Here is a 23,510-nt window from a genome sequence, read left to right on the forward strand (position 1 = left end):
ATATGGGAGACGTTATTGATATATATGGATTATCCCCTTTACAAAAAGGAATACTATTTCATACTTTATACGATCAAGATGATGAACATTCTTTTTCCTACATTGTACAAGTAGGCTTCTTGCTCGGGGGGCAATTGGATGTTGCTACTTTTGAAAAGGCTTGGGAATATGTTATTCATCGACATGAGGTTTTGCGTTCAGTATTTGTGTGGGAGGAAGTAGAAAGACCTCTGCAAGCAGTTTACGAACGTCTTCCTTTTGCTATTCATCAAGAGGATTGGAGTGCCCATTCACATGAGGAGAGGGAGAAGAAATTACACCAGTTTTTGACTGCAGATCGTAGAAAAGGATTTTTATTGGACGAAGCACCATTGATGAGAGTCACTGCGATTAAAGAAGCAGAAGAGGAAACGAGAATCATTTGGACACATCATCATATTTTGCTAGATGGGTGGAGTGTGTCATTGGTCTTTAGTGAAGTAATGGAAGTTTATCTCAAGATGATAAAGGGAGAATTGTTGAATTTTCCTAAATCTCTTCCTTATAAAAAATATATCCAGTGGATAAATAAACAAGATCAAAGTCAAGCAGAGGAATTTTGGACAGAAGAATTAAAGGGGTTTTATGCACCTACGCCATTAGCGATGGAAAGAAAGGATCAAGGACGGGAGAAGGGCTATGGAGAGTGTGCTTATCAGGCATCTGGGGAGCTCACTGAGAATTTACAAGAGTGGGTAAGAAATAGTCGATTAACATTGAATACGTTAGTACAAGGCGCATGGGCCTATTTGATGAGTAGGTATAGCGGTGAAAGTGATATCGTATTTGGCGTAACTAGCTCTGGACGTCCTACTGATTTGATAGGAGCAGAGAATATGGTGGGTCTATTTATTAACACATTACCTACTAGAATTCGATTAACGGATGATACATCAGTCGTAGATTGGCTTCATAAAATACAGATGAAAGAAATGGAACGAAGACAATATGAGTATAATTCATTAGTTGATATTCAAGGGTGGAGTGAGGTTCCGCGGAATAGCTCCTTATTTCATACCTTGTATGTGTTTGAAAATTATCCAATTCAAGGTGAGAGAAATAATGATTTAAGATTACTAGATGTTAAAAGCGTGGAACAAACAAATTATCCATTAACGCTCATTGTAATGCCTGGTAAGAAAATTACTTTAAAGCTAATGTATGATCGCAGCTATTTTAATGAAGAAACAATAAATCGAATTCAGGGTCACTTATTGCAAACATTAATTCAGATGACGAAGAGCCTAGATTCAAAACTCTTTGAAATTACTCATTTAACAGTGGAAGAGCAGACACAGTTACTAGAGAAGTGGAATAATACTCAAGTAAAATATTCAGCTGAAGGCATGATTCATACTGTGTTTGAGGAGCAAGTTAAGAAAAAGCCAGAAGCAATCGCAGCTATTTACGAAAATGAACAAATTACCTATAGAGAGTTGGATGAGCGTGCGAATCAGCTAGCACATTATTTACAAAAGCGTGGTGTAGGTCCAGAGTCTCTAGTCGGGGTATATATGGAACGTTCATTACAAATGATGATAGCGTTATTAGGTATTCTAAAATCAGGAGGGGCGTATGTTCCACTTGATCCTACTTATCCAGAGAGTCGGCTTCGTTATATATTAGAGGATGCTGAAATCGAAGTGTTAGTGACGGAAGAAGATTCGAAAAATTTATATATATCTGAAGATGTTGAAACGATTTGTATGAATAAAGATTATACTGCAATTGAAAAAGAAGAATCAACCCCATGTATAAGTGGTGTAACAGGAAGAAGTTTAGCGTATGTTATGTATACTTCAGGATCTACAGGGAATCCAAAGGGAGTGATGATTGAGCATCATTCAGTAATCAATTACCTGGAATGGATGCAACAAAAATATCCACTTTCTGAAAAAGATGTGGTCTTGCAGAAAACCCCATTCTCATTTGATATATCTGTTTGGGAGTTATTTTGGGGTATTCATGTTGGAGCAAGTGTATCTTTCCTGCCTCCAGGTGGAGAAAAAGATCCTTCCATTATAGCTGAAGTGATTGAAAAACATCAGGTTACTATTGTTCAATTTGTTCCTTCGATGTTATCTGTTTTCTTAGATCACTTCAATCATATTGAATTGATCATGAATTGTTCGTCCGTGCGTCATGTATTTTCTGGTGGGGAAGAACTAAGTTCAGGATTGGTTAGACGATTTCAACAGCAATGGAATCATAGCGGACAAGTAAAATTAACCAACTTTTATGGACCAACTGAAGCCACTATTTATGTAAATGCATTTGACTTGCAACCTAATCAAGAATTTGTTTCTATTGGGCAGCCGATACAGAACACGCAATTATATGTACTAGACCAAAATCAACGCTTGCAATCAATAGGGATAGAGGGTGAGTTATATATTGGTGGTGCTGGTTTAGCGCGTGGATATTTAAATCTTCCGACTCTCACTGCCGAAAAATTCATTTCGCATCCATTTCGATTGGGAGAACGATTATATCGAACAGGAGATTCAGTAAGATATCTAACTGATGGGAATTTAGAATTTATAGGGAGAATGGACCATCAAGTAAAAATGCGTGGTTTTCGGATTGAACTTGGAGAAATTGAAGCGACTTTAGAAAAATGTTCGTTTATTAAAGAGGCTGTCGTATTAGTTAGAGAAGATCGTCCGGGCGATCAACGATTGGTGGCATATGTGATAAGCGATGGAAATACCCAAAAGTGGCGAGAGTATCTACAAAAAAAATTGCCGAATTACATGATTCCAGCGCACCTTGTAGAGTTAGAGCAGTTCCCGCTTACTCCGAATGGGAAAATCGACCGAAAGGCCTTGCCAGTACCTGATGAGCAAGCTATTGGAGATTTAAATGTTCTACCTCGGACGCCATCGGAAGAGCTTATTGCCTCGGTTTGGAGTCAAGTGTTAGGAACAGAAAATATCGGTATTCAGGATTCCTTCTTTGAACGGGGGGGGCACTCACTACTCGCTACTCAAATCGTCTCTCGATTACAAGAATTGTTCCAGGTTAAAATCCCGCTACGTGAACTTTTCAAGCACAATACAGTGGAGGCATTAGCGAAACGAGTAGATCAGTTGCGCAAAGAAGATAAAAAACGAGAGGTTCCACCCCTTGTACCTATGATGCGGGAAGAGTTTATTCCGCTTTCCTATGCGCAGAAACGTCTATGGTTTATTAATCAATTAATGCCAAATAGTGCGATGTACAATATTCATGCAGCGTGTCGCTTAACAGGTAAATGGTCAATTGAAGCATTGGAGGCTGGATGGAATCAGTTGTTGGAGCGTCATGAATCATTACGGACGATAATTCTAGAACAAGAGGGTGAACCTTTTCAACAGGTTCAATCTCATGTATTTAGACATATCCCTCAGACGGATCTAACAGATCTCTCTTTGGAAGATAGGAAAAGAGAAATGAGACGGATCATTCAAAACGAAGCGGAGGAACCATTTCACTTTGGACAAGATCCTCTGATTCGAACACGAATATTGAAAGTGGACGAGGAAGAATGGGTTCTCCTTTGTACGATGCATCATATTATTTCGGATGGGTGGTCAATGGGAATCTTACTTGAAGAATGGATGGCTTTTTATGAAGGAGCACTAAGTGGAAAACCGGCGGAATTGAAGGCGTTATCTATTCAATATGCAGACTTTGTCATGTGGCAGAAGGAATGGCAAAAAGAAGAGGATTTTGATCAGCACCTTCAATATTGGAAGGAAGAATTGTCTGGGGAGCTACCTGTTTTACAATTACCGATGGATCGTCCTCGACCTGCGGTTCAAACCCACCGTGGTGCAAGTCAGTCCTTAATGGTGGTGAATTCCCTACAGGAAAAGCTCAAAGATTTAAGTCTGCAAGAAGGATGCACTTTATTTATGACATTGATGGCAGCGTATCAAAGCTTCCTTTCTCGCTATACAGGACAAGACGACATCTTGGTTGGAAGCCCAATTGCGAATCGAAATGTTAAAGAGATTGAGGGATTAATAGGTTTCTTTGCAAATACGTTGGTTTATCGAGCTGATTTCAGTGAAAATCCGACGTTCCAAGAACTTTTGTCGCAGGTACGAAAAAAAGCACTAAAAGCATATGAGTATCAGGACATTCCATTTGAGAAAGTGGTAGAATCCTTAAAACCGGAACGGAATACAAGTCATTCACCGATATTTCAAACCATGTTTACTTTACAGAATACGAAACAAGAGTTTCCCCAGCTATCTGAAAGACACATGGAACTCATGGAAAGTCATGCTTCTGTTGCGAAATTTGATTTGAGTTTATTTGCTTCTGAGACGAAAGAAGGATTATCGCTAACCTTTGAATACAATACTGATTTGTTTAATGATACAACCATTGAACGTATGGTAAGTCATTTTGAACATTGGTTAAATCAAATTGTATCTCATCCAAAAGATTTATTATCGGAAATGAATATGTTATCGAAAGTAGAATATAAGCAACTACTAGAGGAATGGAATGAAACAGGTGTTGTAGATATACAAGAAAGCACGATTCATACATTGTTTGAAGAACAAGTGAAAAAAACACCAGAAGCAATTGCAGTAGTGTGCGAAGATGAAGAACTAACATATCGAGAGTTGGACGAACGCTCGAATCAGCTGGCACATTATTTACAGAAAAATGGTGTAGCATGCGAATCATTGGTTGGGATTTGCGTTACACGTTCATCTGAGATGGCTGTCGGTCTCTTAGGAATTATGAAGGCAGGAGGAGCATATGTCCCAATTGATCCAGCGTATCCGGAAAGTCGACTGCAATACATTTTAGAGGATGCTCAAATAAAGGTACTGGTGACACTGGAAAAGTTACAACAAAAAATGGTTATACCTGAATCTGTTGACGTGATTTGTATTGATCGTGATCGAGAGGAAATAGAACAAGAAGTAACTACAGTGTGTACGAGTGAAGTGACGGGAGATAACTTAGCCTATATTATCTATACTTCAGGTTCCACTGGAAATCCAAAGGGAGTAATGATTGAGCACAGAAATACAGTAACAATGATTCATTGGGCGCATCACACATATTCCCGAAAGGATTTAGCGGGAGTATTGGCTTCAACTTCGCTATCCTTTGATCTATCCGTTTTTGAAGTGTTTGTTCCCTTAACGATGGGTGGTAAGGTGATTGTCGCTGAAAATGCTCTACATCTAGACAAGTTGTCTACCAAGGGTGTGACTTTGGTCAATACTGTGCCATCGGCAGCGAAGGAACTGGTTCGAGCAAAAACAATTCCTTCTTCGGTAAAGGTGATGAATTTGGCTGGAGAACCATTACCATATTCACTTGTTCAAGATTTATACGAGAGAAGTACGATTGAGAAGGTGTACAACCTATATGGACCGTCCGAAGATACTACGTATTCCACATATATGGAATTAGAAAAGGGTGTCATGCATAGGGTACCACCAATTGGTAAACCAGTCTTCAATACAGAAGTATATGTACTGAGTGCTGAACAAAAAATGGTTCCAATTGGTGTAGTTGGTGAGCTTTATATTGGTGGATCAGGATTAGCACGTGGATACTTAAACCGCCCTGACTTAACAAAAAATCGTTTTATACCGCACCCGTTTAAAGAAGGAGAGCGAGTATATCGGACTGGAGATCTAGTAAGGTATCTGCCAGATGGAAATTTGGAGTATCTTGGCCGAATCGATCATCAGGTAAAAATTCGTGGGTTCCGGATTGAACTAGGAGAAATTGAAGCGACATTACAAAAGCATGCATTAGTTAACGAAGTTCTTGTGATGGTGCGGGAAGATTATCCTGGTGATCCACGTTTAATTGCCTATGTTGTGGGAGATGGGGATGCTCATAAGTGGCGTGATTATCTCAAGGACCAGCTACCAAATTACATGATTCCAGCCTATTTTGTCGGATTGAATGCATTTCCACTCACTCCAAATGGAAAAATTGATAGGAAGGCCTTACCAGCACCAGAGAGACAGGAGATAGGGAGTGGTTATACTGCTCCCCGTACACCTACTGAAAAAACAATCGTTTCGATATGGCATCAAGTTTTAGAGGTAGAAAATATTAGGATACAGGATTCGTTTTTTGAAATAGGTGGGCATTCATTACTTGCTACACAAGCTGTTTCCAATCTTAAAGAGGCATTTGGAATCGAGTTACCATTGCATGATTTATTTACGTTTCATACGGTGCAGCAATTGGCAGAACAGATTGATCAATTGCTCTATAACAAAAATCAAGAAATGCAGAATGATAGTAAGGAGAATGTAAGTCTTCAAAACTATATTCAAAAAGAAGCAGAAGTGAGTAATGATGAAGAATTACTTGAACTGCTTAAGCAATTAGAAGAACTATCAGAGGAAGAAGCACAAGGAATATTCGAGAGTAATTTAGTTGAGGAAGGGGTAAAAAAATGAGAAGTGATTTACTTGCAAAGCTGAGTTTACTTTCTCCTGAGAAGAGAGCTTGGCTTCAGAAGCAAATGCAAAAAAAGGAGAATAAAGAAGCACTTCCGTTGTCTTATGCACAACAACGTTTGTGGTTTATGGACAAATTTAACCCAAACAGTTCTTTATATAATATTCCAACGGCATGGCATCTAAAAGGAAATTGGATTCCTGAAGCATTAGAAAAGGGATTCAATCGACTCATTGAACGTCATGAATCATTACGAACCGTTTTTAAAGAAGTAGGAGAACGACCTGTACAACAAATTGTCGAATTCCTTCCTAGAGCATTACCTGTAAGGGATTACTCTCAACTTTCTCTAGAAGTAAAAGAAAAAGAGGTAGATAGTTTAATTGCGAGAGAAGCGCAAGAACCATTTGATTTAATGAATGGCCCTTTAATTCGTAATCAGCTTGTTCAATTAGGAAAGGATGAATGGTTATTACTGTGTACGATGCATCATATTATTTCTGATGCTTGGTCCATCGGTATATTCATGAATGAATTACTTGCTTTCTATGAAGAAGAAACGGGCGGGAATCCTGCTAAATTAAGTTCACTATCCATTCAATATGCAGACTTTGCGAAGTGGCAAAAGGAGTGGTTGCAAGGTGATGTGTTAAATCGTCAACTTACGTATTGGCAGGAAGAATTGTCTGGGGAACTTCCTATATTACAACTGCCAGTGGACCGACCTCGACCGGTTACGCAAACTTACGCTGGGGATACGCATCACGTGATTTTTCCTTATAGATTACTCAATCAATTAAAGGATATAAGTCGACAAGAAGGATCTACCTTATTTATGACTTTAATGGCTGCATACCAGAGCTTTCTTGCTCGTTATACGGGGCAAAAAGATATTTTAGTCGGAAGTCCGATTGCAAATCGGAATCATAAGGGAGTAGAAGGATTAATCGGTTTCTTTGTTAATACGTTGGTTTACCGATCAGATTTGAGTGGTACCCCTACTTTTCGGGAGATTTTGAACCAAACAAAGAAAAAGGCGTTAAAAGCTTATGAATATCAAGATATACCATTTGAAAAAGTGGTAGAAGCTGTGCAGCCTGAACGAAGTATGAGTCATTCTCCTATCTTTCAGACTATGTTTACACTACAGAATATAAAACAAGAACGACTAGATTTGCCTGGTAGAAGTATCGAAATGGTAGAAAGTAATATGTCTATTGCAAAATTTGATTTGAGTTTAACTGCCTACGAAGTGGAAGAAGGTCTATTTGTCTCATTTGAATACAATACGGATTTATTTGATAGTAGTACCGTTGCACGTATGGCTGGCCATTTTGAGAACTGGTTAAATGAAATCGCGTATCATCCAGATGAATCATATACAAAGCTGTCAATGTTATCGGACACAGAGCAGAAACAACTCCTAGAAGAATGGAATGATACTGACGTGGTTTATGGTCATGAGTGTATGATTCATGAGCTATTTGAGCAGCAAGTGGCACGTACACCTGATGCAGTGGCGGTAGTTTATGAGGGTGGAAAGCTAACATATCAAGAACTCAATGAAAAATCGAACCAATTGGCACATTATCTACAAAAACGAGGTATAGGACCTGAATCATTGGTCGGTATATGTGTTGAACGTTCTCCTGATATGATTATTGGTCTCTTTGGGATTTTGAAAGCAGGTGGGGTTTATGTCCCACTGGACCCAAGTTATCCCGAAAACCGCCTGAGATACATTTTAGAGAATTCACAAATTCAAGTGCTGTTAACAAAAGAGGCACTACAGGACTGGTTACCTAAAGATATTCAAGCAATTTGTTTAGACCGGGATCAAGTAATGATTTCTAAAGAGAGTAATTTGTCTCCGGTGAGTGGCGTAACAGCAAATAACTTAGCCTATATCATATACACTTCGGGTTCGACGGGAAATCCGAAGGGGGTAATGATTGAACATCATTCGGTTATCAACCGCCTACAGTGGATGCAGAAAAAATATCCATTGTCCGAGGAAGATACAATCCTACAAAAAACACCGTTTTCGTTTGATGTTTCTGTCTGGGAATTATTTTGGTGGTCATTTGTAGGAGCACGTGTTTGTTTGCTTCCGCCAGGCGGAGAGAAAGATCCTGCGGTGATTGAGGAGTATATTGAACGATATCGTGTGACCACCATGCACTTTGTTCCGTCGATGTTATCTACTTTCTTGGATTACATGGAACAATATAACTCAAAAAGGAATGTTTCGTCTTTAAATCAGGTTTTTACTAGTGGAGAAGCATTAAATACTGAGCAGGTTCGCCGGTTTAAGGAGGTATTTTATGATGTTCAGCAAACAAAGTTAATTAACTTGTATGGCCCTACCGAGGCGACTGTAGATGTGACTTATTATGATTGTGATTTAGAAAAAGAACCCATGCTTATTCCAATTGGTCGTCCAATTGATAATACAGAGTTGTATGTGTTGGATCAACATCAACAGGTGGTACCGATTGGTGTGGCGGGGGAACTTTACCTTGGTGGGGTAGGCTTGGCACGTGGCTACTTCAATCGACCAGAGTTAACTACTGAACGTTTTATTCCGCATCCCTTTAAGGAAGGGGAACGATTATATCGAACGGGTGACTTGGTGAGATATATGAATGATCGTAACTTGGAGTATATTGGAAGAATAGATAACCAAGTGAAAATAAGAGGATTCCGAATTGAACTGGGAGAGATTGAAGCATCTTTACATGATCACTCATCTGTAAAAGAGGCTGTTGTGTTGGTGAAGGAAGATCGACCAGGAGATAAGCAGTTAGTAGCTTATGTAGTGGGTGAAGGGGATATTGGAGAGTGGCGTGAATATCTCAAGAAGCAACTGCCACATTATATGGTTCCAGCATACTTTTTCCGAGTTGAAGCGATGCCACTCACTCCAAATGGTAAGGTGAATCGGAAAGCCTTACTGGAATTGGAAGCACAGTCCATAAGTGAAGATATTACTTCATCAAGAACACCAGTAGAGGAGCTCATCGTTTCCGTATGGAGTCAAGTGTTAGGTATAAGAAATATTAGTGTTCAGGATTCTTTTTTTGAGATCGGTGGTCACTCGCTACTAGCTACTCAAGTAGTTTCACGTTTACAGGAAATCTTTCAAATCGAATTACCGGTACGTGAACTATTTGAGTATGCAACGGTGGAGTCACTGGCAAAGCGATTAGATCAGTTACGTAAAGGAGATAGAAAACGTGAGATTCCTCCACTAATGCCGATGGAACGTGGGGAAACTATTCCACTATCTTATGCCCAACAGCGCTTATGGTTTATTGATCAATTTACACCTAATAGTGCCCTTTACAATATGCCAATGGTATGCCGACTTACAGGGAGTTGGCTACCTGAGGCATTGGAAACGGGATGGAATCAGCTAATAGAGCGTCATGAATCATTGCGGACGGTCTTTCATGAAGTGAACGGTCAACCCATACAGCAAATTGAACCGTATGCTTTTCGATCAATTCCAAAAACGGATTTAACTATGCTTTCTCCAGAAGACCGAGAAGAAGAAGTTAAACGTTTGATTCAACAAGAAACAGAAGTGCCATTTGATTTAGGAAAGGGTCCACTGATCAGGACAAGTATTTTGCAAGTGGGAGAGGAAGAATGGATTCTTCTTTGTACTTTACATCATATCATTTCAGATGGATGGTCAATGGGAGTCCTACTTGAAGAATGGATGGCATTCTATGAGAAAGCTACGGATGGAAAGGTAGCAGAACTTGAACCATTACCGGTTCAGTATGCCGACTTCGCTCAGTGGCAAAAAGGATGGTTGAAGGCAGAAGTGCTTGATCAACAACTCCAATATTGGAGGGAGGAATTGTCTGGGGAGCTTCCTGTACTCCAACTTCCTATGGATCGCCCGCGTCCCGCAATACAAACTCATCACGGGTCGACATACACTCTGCTTCTGCCAAGCACGCTACATGACAAATTGGACGAATTTAGTCGCCAAGAAGGGGCTACACTCTTCATGACGCTGTTGGCTGCATATCAAAGTTTTCTATCACGTTATACGGGACAAGAAGATATTCTAGTCGGAAGTCCAATTGCTAATCGAAATTACAGAGAAATTGAGGGAATAATTGGTTTCTTCGTCAACACGCTGGTTTATCGGGCTAATCTGAGTGGTAGACCGACATTTCAGGATGTTTTGTCTCAGGTTCGTCAAAAGGCATTGAAGGCGTATGAATATCAAGATATCCCTTTTGAAAAAATTGTAGAAGTTATACAACCAGAGCGGAGTACAAGTCATTCGCCAATCTTCCAGACTATGTTCATCTTGCAAAATATGAAACAAGAGTTCCCGGTGTTATCTGATAGAAGTATTGAAATGATAGAAAGCCATAGTCCAATCGCAAAGTTTGATTTAAGTGTAATGGTAGCTGAGACGGAAGAGGGATTACTTTTTACTTTTGAATACAATAAGGATTTATTCGATGCTACAACTATTGAACGGATGGCAGGACACTTTGAGAAATGGCTACACGAAGTTTCCCATCACCCGCAAAATCCGTTGCATAGCCTGAGCCTGTTATCGGAACCTGAGCGTACTTTGTTATTAGAAACATGGAATGACACTGTAATGGAAATATCCCCACAGGGTCTTATTTGCGACAGATTTGAGGAACAAGTAGAAAGGCACCCTGATGCGATTGCGGTGGTTGATCAAACGAAAGAGTGGACCTACGGTGAACTGGATGCACAAGCAAATCAGTTGGCAAATGTTTTGCAGCGAAAAGGAGTCGCTTCAGAGTCAGTCGTGGGAGTTTATCTTCCGAGGTCAGCTGAGCTCATGGCAAGTTTACTAGGCATTTTAAAAGCTGGTGGAGCGTATGTCGTTTTAGATCCGTTGTATCCAAAATCAAGGTTAGAATACATGATTGAAGATGCAGGAATTCAAATTGTAGTGACAGCGGAAGGACAAGAAGACCATTTCGAACAGGTTGAAATGGTGAGGTTAGAAGAATTAACAGTGGAAAGTATAATTGCGCCTACACGGCAGATAAATCCAGAGAACTTAGCTTATATCGTCTATACCTCTGGTTCTACAGGAAAGCCAAAGGGTGTCATGGTTGAATATCGCTCATTAATGAATATGGTCTCGTGGCATCAAGAAGTTTATCGTATTACAGCAGAGGATCGTGCGACTCAGATTGCGGGGATTGCTTTTGATTCGGCTGTCCAGGAGATTTGGCCGTATCTAACTGCTGGTGCAGCACTCTACTTGTCAACAGAGGAATTGAGAATTAACCCAGAAGCACTAAGAGACTGGCTCATTGATTTGCGAATAACAGCTAGTTTTACACCTACGCCTATTCTGGAAAGACTCTTGAAATTATCTTGGCCAGAGAAGACGGATCTTCGTTTTATCATTACGGGCGGGGATCAATTAACGCAGTATCCATCTAACGATATTCCTTTTGCGGTAATCAATCAGTATGGTCCGTCGGAAAATACCGTTGTTACCACGGATTGTTATGTACCTGTAGGAGTGACAACAGGTACGCCATCTATTGGTCGACCGATTGCGAATACAGAAGTTTATGTATTAGATTCTTATCTTCAGCTAGTACCAATTGGTGTGATTGGGGATCTCTATATTGGAGGAAAGAGTCTTGCTCGCGGATATGCTAACCGTCCGGATCTTACAAAGGAAAAATTTATTTCGCATCCATTTAGGTCAGGAGAACGTCTCTATTACACCGGAGACAAAGCAAGTTATCTTTCTGATGGTACGCTCCAGTTCCATGGTCGTATAGATGACCAAGTGAAAATTCGTGGTTTCCGGATTGAATTGGGAGAAATTGAAGCAGTTTTGCAGGCACATTCTTCTGTGAAAGAAGCAGTTGTATTGGTACGAGAGGATGATCCAGGTGACAAGAGATTAGTAGCTTATGTAGTTGGTGAAGGAAGTGTCCAAGAATGGCGAGAGCATCTACAAACACATTTACCAAATTATATGGTCCCAACAAACTTTATTGAGATGGGATTTTTACCACTTACACCGAATGGGAAACTTGATTTAAAGGCATTGCCTATACCTAGTGAGCTATCTACTGAAAATACCGTTTACCCACGAACTCCGCTGGAAGAACTTATCGCTTCAGTGTGGAGTCAAGTGCTAGGAATAGAAAATATTGGTGTTCAGGATTCTTTCTTTGAACTTGGTGGTCATTCTCTACTTGCTACACAAGTGGTCTCACGCTTGCAAGTAGTCTTTCAAATCAAATTACCGGTACGTGAACTGTTCGAATATTCAACGGTCGAGGCATTGTCAAAGCGAATAGATCAGTTACGTAAGGGAAGCAAAAAACGAGAAGAAATTCTACCATTGATGCCGATGGAACGAGGAGATAACCTTCCACTTTCTTATGCCCAACAGCGCTTATGGTTTATCGATCAATTTGCGCCTAATAGTGCACTTTATAATATGCCAATGGTATGCCGTCTTACAGGGAATTGGTTACCTGAAGCATTGGAGTTGGGATGGAATCAGTTGATAGAGCGTCATGAATCTTTACGGACGGTCTTTCATGAAGTGAACGGTCATCCTGTGCAGCAGGTTCAACCGTATATTTTCCGTACTCTCCCACACATGGATTTAACTAAGCTTTCTCCAGAGGAGAGAGAAAGTAAGTTGGAGAAATGGACTCAAACTGAAGTCGAATCTCCATTTGATTTAGAACAAGGGCCATTGTTCCGTGGACAAATCGTGAAAATCTCAGAAGAAGAATGGGTTCTTCTGTGTAATATGCATCATATTATCTCAGATGGATGGTCGATGGAAATCTTGCTCCAAGAATGGATGGCATTTTATGAGGAGGCGATTGGTGAAAAACAAGCAGAGCTTGCACCACTACCAGTTCAATATGCCGATTTTGCTCAGTGGCAAAGAGAATGGTTGAAAGAGGAAGTACTAAATCAACAGCTTGCATATTGGAAGGAAGAATTATCTGGTGAGTTACCGGTCTTAATGTTGCCGATGGATCGTCCGCGTCCTCCTGTGCAAACCCACCATGGATTAACTCATAATGTGTTGTTGTCACGCTCATTATTGGATAAATTAAACGAACTAAGTCGTCAAGAAGGGGCCACGCTTTTCATGACATTATTGGCATCGTATCAAAGTTTCCTTGCCCGTTATACGGGACAATCGGATATTATTGTTGGCAGCCCAATTGCAAATCGAAATTATCGAGAAATTGAAGGGTTGATTGGTTTCTTTGTCAACACATTGGTTTATCGAGCTGATTTAAGTAATGCACCGGCATTTCAAGAGTTGTTGTCTCAAGTGCGGATCAAAGCATTGAAGGCGTATGAGTATCAAGATGTTCCGTTTGAGAAAATTGTAGAGGTTATCCAACCTGAACGAAGTACAAGTCATTCTCCGATTTTCCAAACCATGTTTACTTTGCAAAATACGGGACAGGAGCTACCAGAGCTACATGGACGAAATATAGAAGTAATGGAGAGCAACGCTCCAATCGCTAAGTTTGATTTAAGTTTAACTGCTACAGAAGTGGAAGAGGGTTTATTGCTTACTTTTATTTATAGGACTGATTTATTTGACAGTTTAACTATTGAATCCATGGCCGAACTTTTTGGAAACTGGTTGAATTTAATCGTGGAATATCCTGATAAATCATTAGCTAAGTTGCCTATATTATCAGGATTACAGCAAAAGCAGTTGGAAGAGTGGAATAATAATGCTGTAGCATATCCACAGGAAAGTGCGATTCATCAGCTGTTTGAAGAGCAAGTAAATCGTACACCTGACGCGGTGGCAGTGGTAGATGAAAAACAGCAGTTAACGTATCGAGAGCTGAATGAAAAAGCTAATCAATTGGCCCACTATCTTCAGCAATGTGGGATTGGGAATGAATCATTGGTTGGACTTTGCTTTGAGCGTTCAATTGAGATGATTATTGGTCTCATGGGGATCTTGAAAGCTGGGGCAGCCTATGTTCCATTGGATCCATCGTATCCAGAAAGTCGCCTACGATATATTTTGGAGGACACAGGGATTCAAATATTGGTCACGAGCGAAGCATTAGTTGGTTGGATACCTGAAGGAATCGAAGCCGTTTGTTTGGATCGGGATCAAGCGATGATCAAGCGAGAAAGCATCCTTTCACCAATATGTGAAGTGACAGGAGAAAATTTGGCATATGTAATCTATACTTCGGGATCAACAGGGAATCCAAAGGGTGTTATGATAGAGCATCACAATGTCATTCGTTTATTTAAATCGACGGACTGTTGGTATCAGTTTAATGAAAAAGATACTTGGACGCTTTTTCATTCTTATGCATTTGATTTCTCAGTATGGGAAATTTGGGGAGCATTATTATATGGTGGAAAATTAGTTGTTGTTCCTTACTGGATTAGTCGATCGCCTAAGGATTTCTATCAACTGCTAGTAGAGGAAGAGGTTACGGTTCTTAATCAGACACCTTCCGCATTTCGACAATTGTTACAAGTGTGTGAACAAGAAGATGAGAATAAAAACTTGCATCTGCGTTATGTCATATTTGGTGGAGAAGCACTTGAACCTACTAGCTTGCTACCATGGTTTCAAAGGTATGGAGAGCAGAACACGCAGTTAATTAATATGTATGGAATTACAGAAACCACCGTCCATGTTACGTATCATCCAATTACTCAAGATGATGTAAAGCATTCTTCAAGAAGTAATATTGGAAAGCAGATTCCAGATTTAGAAGTGTATGTGCTAGATGCTTGTCAACAGCCTGTACCTATTGGCGTATCTGGTGAACTATATATTGGTGGAGCAGGACTCGCACGTGGGTATTTAAATAGACCTGAATTGACTGCAGAACGTTTCATACCTCATCCATTCAGTAGTGAACCGGGAGCGCGATTATATCGGACAGGAGACCTAGCCAGATACTTACCAGATGGAAATTTGGATTATCTTGGGCGGATTGATCACCAGGTGAAAATCCGCGGTTTTCGAATTGAACTTGGAGAAATTGAATCAGCTTTAAACACACATGCATCCATAAAAGAGGCTGTTGTAATTGTTCGAGAGGATCAGCCGGGTGACAAACGATTGGTGGCATATGTAGTGGGTGATGGGAATGCAGGTGAGTGGAGAGATTATCTCAAAGCGGAACTACCAAGCCATATGGTTCCTTCAGGATTTGTGATGATGGAAGCTATTCCACTAACTGCTAACGGTAAAGTTGATCGGGAGGCCTTACCTGTACCAGAGGAGAGGAAAATCGAAAGTGAATGTGTGGCACCGCGGAATGATAAAGAAGAAACACTGGCTACCATTTGGAAACAAGTATTAGGGATTAAAAAGGTGGGAATCCATGATAACTTCTTTGAAATTGGTGGAGACTCGATTCTCAGCATTCAGATCGTCTCTCGTGCGAAGCAAGCAGGTTTACAGTTGACACCAAAACAAATATTTGAATACCAAACGATTGCAGAGTTGGCGCAAGTAGTCAAAGAAGAACAAGTTATACAAGCTGAACAGGGAATTATAACTGGAGATACGATTCTTACACCTATTCAGCAATGGTTTTTTGCACAAAAACATGCTAACCCACATCATTGGAATCAATCTATGTTTTTTAGAACAAAAGAGAAACTGGACATAGTATCGCTAGAGAAGTCAGTGAGTAACCTTCTACTTCATCATGATGCCCTGCGTCTAAGATATGAACGTTTACCTGATGGAGCTTGGAAACAGTGGAACGAAGGAATAGAAGAACACTTGATGCTGACTGTCATTTCATTAGACGAAGTGCCTGAATCCGATTGGCATCAAGTGATTCAAAAAGAGATTAATATTGCACAAGAAAGTTTGAATTTACATGATGGTCCGTTAATGAGAATGGTGTATTTTGATGAAGGTGAGAAGAATACTGGCCGATTATTTTGGGCGATTCATCACTTAGCTGTGGATGGTGTTTCTTGGCGAATTTTATTGGAAGATCTGCAAACAGCATATAATCAAGCAATACAGGGGCAGAAAATCCAATTATCAATGAAGAGTACATCCTTTAAAGCGTGGTCGGAGAAATTACATCATTACGCTGAATCTGGAATATCACAAGAAGTGCTGCATTACTGGGAGCAACAGTCCGAACAAGAAGTAGTAATGCTGCCAGTAGATGTTTCTATAAGTGACGCAGTAACTGAAGAAATTACCGTGGTACTAGATGAGAAAGAGACCCGTATGTTATTGCAAGAGACTTTAAGCGCTCATCGTGCCCAAATTAATGAAGTATTATTAGCGGCATTGGTACAAGCTACGGCAGTATGTACAGGGCAGCCGATATTGAGCGTAGATCTAGAGGGACATGGTCGAGAAGAGATTATTGAAGACGTTGACTTATCGAGAACCGTGGGATGGTTTACAAGTATTTATCCTGTTCACTTAAATATTACTGGTGCCAACACGTCAATTGCAGCATTAAAAGCAGTTAAAGAACAAGTACGCAAAATTCCTAATAAGGGTCTTGACTATGGAGTGTTGCGTTACATGAACACAACAATGTGTGAGCAATTAGGCTCTCAACATACACCGTCTATTAGTTTTAACTATCTTGGACAATTTGACCAAATGTTTTCTGACGATGCAATGTTTATTCCGGAGAACGAATTTAAGCGCTTAGATCATGCTTCTGGTTCCAAGCGATCACATTTAATCGATGTAATTGGGATTGTAACGGATGGAAAACTTCAGTTCACTTGGGTATACAATGTTGGACAATTCGCGAAATCAACGATTCAAAGTATTGCACAGAATATGCTTTATCAACTGAGCAGATTGATTCAATCTTCAGATAAAGAATCTGCGCTGACCGTTTCTGATTTTGTGCTGGCTGATCTTAACCAAGCGAGTCTGACAAACGTACTAACTAAGATGAATCGTGGAAAGAACTATCCAATTACTGATTTATATCCACTATCTCCTTTGCAAGAAGGTATGATTTTCCATACATTGCATGACCAAGGGGATGAACATGTAGCACCGTATATAGTGCAATTAAGTTTTATGATTAAAGGAAAAATGGATATTCCTACTTTTGAGCAAGCGTGGAAATCTGTAATTCAAAGGCATGAAATTTTTCGTACAGCATTCGTTTGGGACGAAATTGAAGAACCTTTACAAGTGGTGTATGAAAATATTCCATTTAAGGTGAACAAAGAAGACTGGCGCACAATGACAACTGAAGAGATACAGGAAAAAAGAAAAGTCTTTTTGGCATTAGATCGAAAACAAGCCTTCCTATTTGATGAAGCGCCATTGATGCGGGTAACGGTCATTCAAGAAGGTGAGGAAGAATATCGGATTGTTTGGACACATCACCATATTTTGCTGGATGGATGGAGTTTACCACTGGTCTTTAATGAATTACTTACAGTCTATCAGAAGAGAATGAATGGAGAAGCTGTGAATTTACCTAAGTCATCGCCATATAAGAAATATATCCAATGGCTAAGAGAACAAGATAAGGAGCAGGCGGAACAATTCTGGAGAGAGAAACTTAAAGGTTTTACTGCACCAACTTTGCTGGGCTTAGAAAGTAAAGAGGAAGAAAAAGGCTACACAGAGAAGGTTACTCATTTATCAGAAGAGCAGACCCAAGCGTTACAAGGATGGGCGAAACGCAATAAACTTACTTTGAGTACGGTAATTCAAGGTGCATGGGCATATCTCATCAGCCAGTATAGTGGGGAAAATGACATTGTCTTTGGGGTAACAAGCTCAGGGCGTTCTACGGAAATTATTGATGTTGAAAACATCATAGGTCCTTTCATTACCACGTCACCAACGCGAATTCAATTGATAGATGATATAAAAGTAATGGATTGGTTGCAGAAGATACAAGAGGAAGAGATAGAAAGAAGACAATATGAGTATGCTTCTTTGACAGAGATTCAGGGATGGAGTGAAGTTCCTAGGGGAACACAGCTGTTCAATAGTTTATATGTGTTTGAAAATTATCCTTTGAAAGAAGAGTCTTCAGGAAATCTGGAAATTGGGGAATTGGAAGGGGTAGAACAAACCCACTACCCATTAGGGTTGGCTGTAGTTCCAGGAATCCAGTTATCGTTAAAGTTAATGTATGATCGTAGCAAGTTTAATAGATTAACTATTGAACGAATGTTGGGTCATTTACACCAAGTGTTAATGCAAATGCTCAAAAACATTGACCAAACTCTGTCGGAGCTAGTATATATTACGGAAGGTGAACAAAGACAACTATTGGACGAATGGAATGATAATGCTATATCCTATCCACGTGAGAATGTGATTCATCAACTATTCGAAGAGCAAGTGAATCGTACACCCGATGCGGTGGCAGTGGTGGATGAAAAACAGCAACTAACGTATCGGGAGCTGAATGAAAGAGCGAATCAATTGGCCCATCATCTACAGAAATGTGGAATTGGGACAGAGTCATTGGTTGGCCTCTGCTTTGAGCGTTCAGTTGAGATGGTTGTTGGTCTCATGGGAATTTGGAAGGCTGGAGCAGCCTATGTTCCATTGGATCCATCGTATCCGGAAAGTCGCCTGCGATATATTTTAGAAGACACAGGCATTCAAGTATTAGTTACGAATGAGGTATTAGTAGGCTGGATACCTAAAGAAATCAAGACAGTTTGCCTAAATAGGGATCAAGCAATGATTTCTCAAGAAAGCAAACTTTCACCAATATGTGAGGTAACAGGGGAAAACCTAGCGTATGTTATCTACACTTCCGGTTCGACAGGGAATCCAAAGGGGGCTTTAGTACAGCACCATTCTGTAATAAACTTATCATATGGTTTGCAAAAAGAAGTTTTCTTACATGAGATACCTAGTAATATGCGCGTCGGTTTAAATGCGTCAATTGCTTTTGATGTATCTATTCAGCAATTACAAATGCTGCTTTATGGTTCAAGTTTATATATTATTCCAAGTGAAGTTCGCACTAATCCGGAACAATTTGTATCCTATATTAGGGAGAATGAGTTGGAAATGTTTGATATGACACCTTCATTACTGCAATTACTTATAGATGGAGGATTGCTAGAAACAAGTGCTGACGTTCATGTTCCAAGTAAGATATTGGTCGGTGGTGAAGCAATCGTGCCGTCATTATGGGAACATCTAGTAGAGACTGAAAAAATTGATTTTTATAACGTTTACGGTCCTACAGAATGTACGGTTGATGCAACGTGCTATCATATCAAAACAGATAGTAAAAGAGTTACAATTGGGCGTCCGTTGCCGAACGTTCAAACTTATGTATTGGATAAAAATTTGTTACCTGTTCCAGTTGGTGTAACAGGTGAGCTATATATTGGTGGTGCAGGTATAGCGAGAGGATACTTGAATCGCCCAGAATTAACAGCAGAGCGATTCATCCGTCATCCATTTAATGAAGAAGAGCGTTTATATCGGACGGGAGATTTGGTTCGTTATTTATCTGATGGTAATTTAGATTACTTGGGAAGGGTCGATAATCAAGTGAAAATTCGTGGCTTCCGGATTGAACTTGAAGAGATTGAAGCGAATCTAGAGAGTCATCCATTGGTGAAAGAAGCAGTAGTTTTGGTAACAGAGGATAAATTAGGAGAGCAGAGATTGGTCGCTTATGTAGTTGGAGATGGGAGTATGCATGAATGGCGTGAATATCTCAAGACACAAGTACCGAATTATATGGTTCCCGCACACTTTATTAAGGTAGACACGATTCCTCTTACAACGAATGGAAAAGTTGATCGAAAGGCATGGAACAGTTTAACTATTCAAAGAGAAAATAACTTCTCTACACCAATCATTCCAAGGGATGAAATTGAATATCAGTTGATTAAAATCTGGCAGGATTTGCTACAGATAGAAGATGTCTATGTAAATGATGATTTCTTTAATAGAGGGGGACATTCTCTCCTTGTAATCAAATTGGTTTCAAAAATTAGGGAGAAGTTTGGAAAAGAGATTAAGGTGTCTACATTGATTAAGAATCCAACAGTGGAAGGAATCGCATGCCTTATTCGTGATAAGCATGATATGACAAAATCTGTATCAGCGCTGGTTCCACTACAAGAATCAGAGAAAAGACCTTTCTTCTGTGTTCATCCGTTTATGGGGAATGTATTCTGTTACATTCAACTAGCAAGATTGCTTAAGAACCACTGTTCATTTTATGGTTTACAGAATCCGCTCATAGAAAAGAGAGAAATTGACGAGTTGACCTTGTCGGAAGTAATTCAACTTTACATCGAAGAAATAAAACGTGTTCAACCAGTAGGCCCATATCGTCTTGGAGGATGGTCTTTAGGTGGTGCAATTGCTTATAAAATCGCAACTGTACTAAGGAATCAAGGAGAAGAAGTAGAGTTGTTGGTACTCATGGATACTAAAGTACCTTCAGAGCAGGATCATAAAACAAGGGAGGATATGCTCTCATATATATCTAAGCATTTCATTCCTAGAGATCTTACAGAGCAGGAAGGAGGACCCGTCCATCAACAAGATATGCTTGTGGAACGACTAATTATGGAAGGAGTGCTCCCGCCTGATGCAGATCTTATGAATTTGAAGCAAGTTATCAATGCTCATAGGAAATGCCTGAACATAATGGCAGAGCATGATTTGATACCATACTTTGGAGAAGTTATCTACTTTAGTGCTGAGGAAGGAAAAGAGTTGTTTACAGATTGGGGACCTTTATTAAAAGGAAGGGTAAATAAATATTCAGTCCCTGGATCACATGAAGAAATAGTGGGCTCCCCCGCAGTTGAAAAGATAGCTAAGTACCTAATAAATGAATTAGAAGGAATAAAAGAGACATCCCTTTCATTAACGGAAAAGTAGAGAGCACAAAAGATGCAACTTTATGAAGAAAATTGTTATTGTTAAAGTTGTTATTTGTGTGTAGCAGTGTAAATGACAAGAGCAGTCCAATAACCGCACATCAAGTGTAGGAAATTATGAATATATCAAGAGCATTAATTTTTAAGGAGCTAATGCAAAAATTGTTTGATAGAAACATAGAAACTTATATGAGTTGTTCATAGTATGATGTAAATTCTCTAAAGTTTTTGTACCAGAAGCGAATACTTTGATGATATTACTGAGGAAAGATGCATATTTTCATTGATATGTAAATGTGCATCTTTTCTATTGTATATGCAATTGAATAAAGGCATGATATAAAATGAATTTGAATTTCTATAACGTACACATAGGAAGCCATCCTTTTAAAAAGGAAGTGATTTATCATACAAATTCAAGCTGTGAAAATACCAAAGAATATTGAAAGTCATTTGTTTAAGCAACTTAGTAACTTGGTTTCAAATGAGAAGAAAAAACGAATGAAGCGTTTATTGAATTTGTGCGATATTAATAGGACTTTGATAGGAGATTTGTTAATCCGATCTCTAATCTGCCAAAAGTATAAAATTAATAATGAAGAAATTAGATTTGTATATAATGAGTATGGAAAACCTTTTGTTGAAAATTTTTCTGACTTTCATTTTAATGTGTCACATTCAGGAGAATGGGTGGTTTGTACTACTGCTAATTTTAATGTGGGTATTGATATAGAAAAAGTTTCAGCAATAGAGGCTCTTAAATTAGTAAATGAATTTTTTTCAGAGGAAGAATTTTATGATATATCTAATATGAATTCTGATGAACAAATTAAATATTTTTATGATTTATGGACATTAAAAGAAAGTTATATAAAAACGATTGGAAAAGGGCTTTATATCCCGTTAAATTCATTCTCAATAAAAAAAGAGTCACGAACTTTAATTTCATATAAGAATATACCTCAAAACTTTTACTTTAGACAATATAACATTGAGCCAAATTATAAGATATCTGCTTGTGCAACAAGGGATGAATTTCCGCAGGAGATAATAATTAAAGACATTTATACAATTTGCCAAAATATAAATGAATTTTAAAGTAAGGAGAAAATCAATGCAGAAGACTAAACTTTTTTGCTTTCCACATGCTGGGGGATCTGCGTTTAGTTACGCAAAATGGAAAAATTACTTTAATCCATATATTGAAGTAGTCCCGATAGAGTTAGCTGGTAGAGGATATAGAATTGAAGAAAGCTTGTACCAAAGTATGGAAGAGGCCGTAAATGATGTCTACACTAGTATAGTTAAGCAGATAGATCATTCGCCCTATATTCTATACGGGCATAGCATGGGAAGTTTGATAGCCTATGAAGTGGCCAGAAAAATACAGGATTCTAATAATATATTGCCTGAATTTCTTGTTTTGTCCGGTAGAAACCATCCAAATAGTAAAATAAAAAATACCCGACATAATCTTTCTAACGAACAATTTAAAAGAGAAGTTATTGCAATGGGAGGTACACCATCTGGGGTATTTCAATCAGAAGAATTAATGGCGATTTTTTTCCCTATTCTAAGAGCAGATTTTAAAATTGTGGAGACATATATACATGACAACAATATACAAGCATGTGATATTGATTTTCTTGTATTTAATGGCAAAGATGATGAATTTACTACATATGATCAGGTAATAAAATGGGAGCAATACACAAATAAAACGTGTACCTTTCATTTTTTTGAAGGTAACCATTTCTTTCTAAATGAAAATATTGAAGAAATAGCAAGTAGTATTATGAGAAAGTTAGATTCTAAAAGATTTTCAACTAGTTTTTAGAGTTTTTCTAAGTATACTCATGACGGAGAAACAAAAATATTAAAGGTGAAAAATACAGACTCTGTTGAAACATCATTGAATAGGGGCATAGAAGTCTAAACGAACTGTTTAAAGGCAGGTAATGATGGAATTCTAATCAATATATATAAATTAACTTTAGTTTAGGTAGGCTTCACCTGTAGGTGAAGTTTTTTTTTTTCATTATATTCCTATTTTCAGTGCCATCCAATATAGCAGTAGATCCCTTATATTTGGAAAGATTAATAAATAAGCGTTCCTAATAATCGTTATGGAAAGCATAAAT

General features: G+C 39.0%; 4 protein-coding genes. All 4 read left to right on the plus strand.

Going from position 1 to position 23,510, the window contains the following annotated elements; translation table 11 throughout:
• Nucleotides 1-2 precede the first annotated feature (2 nt).
• The 4 genes from ACQKNR_RS05495 (at nucleotide 3) to ACQKNR_RS05510 (ending at nucleotide 23,206) form a co-directional block, all read left to right on the plus strand.
• Nucleotides 3-6,473 (plus strand): amino acid adenylation domain-containing protein, encoded by a 6,471-nt coding sequence (locus ACQKNR_RS05495; protein ID WP_427315984.1) that lies wholly within the window; start codon nucleotides 3-5, stop codon nucleotides 6,471-6,473.
• A complete protein-coding gene (locus ACQKNR_RS05500) occupies nucleotides 6,470-21,370 on the plus strand; it encodes a non-ribosomal peptide synthase/polyketide synthase (RefSeq protein ID WP_427315985.1) in 14,901 nt (4,966 codons plus the stop codon). Before ACQKNR_RS05495 ends, ACQKNR_RS05500 begins: the two co-directional genes overlap by 4 nt.
• A 422-nt stretch (nucleotides 21,371-21,792) precedes the next feature.
• Entirely contained in the window at nucleotides 21,793-22,467 is a 675-nt protein-coding gene (locus tag ACQKNR_RS05505) for a 4'-phosphopantetheinyl transferase family protein (protein WP_427315987.1), read from the plus strand.
• A 16-nt stretch (nucleotides 22,468-22,483) separates the two neighbouring features.
• A complete protein-coding gene (locus tag ACQKNR_RS05510) occupies nucleotides 22,484-23,206 on the plus strand; it encodes a thioesterase II family protein (protein ID WP_427315989.1) in 723 nt (240 codons plus the stop codon).
• The last annotated feature ends 304 nt before the right edge of the window (nucleotides 23,207-23,510 follow it).

The sequence above is a fragment of the Bacillus sp. NPDC094077 genome (assembly GCF_050279465.1).
Taxonomy (GTDB): Bacteria; Bacillota; Bacilli; order Bacillales; family Bacillaceae_G; genus Bacillus_A.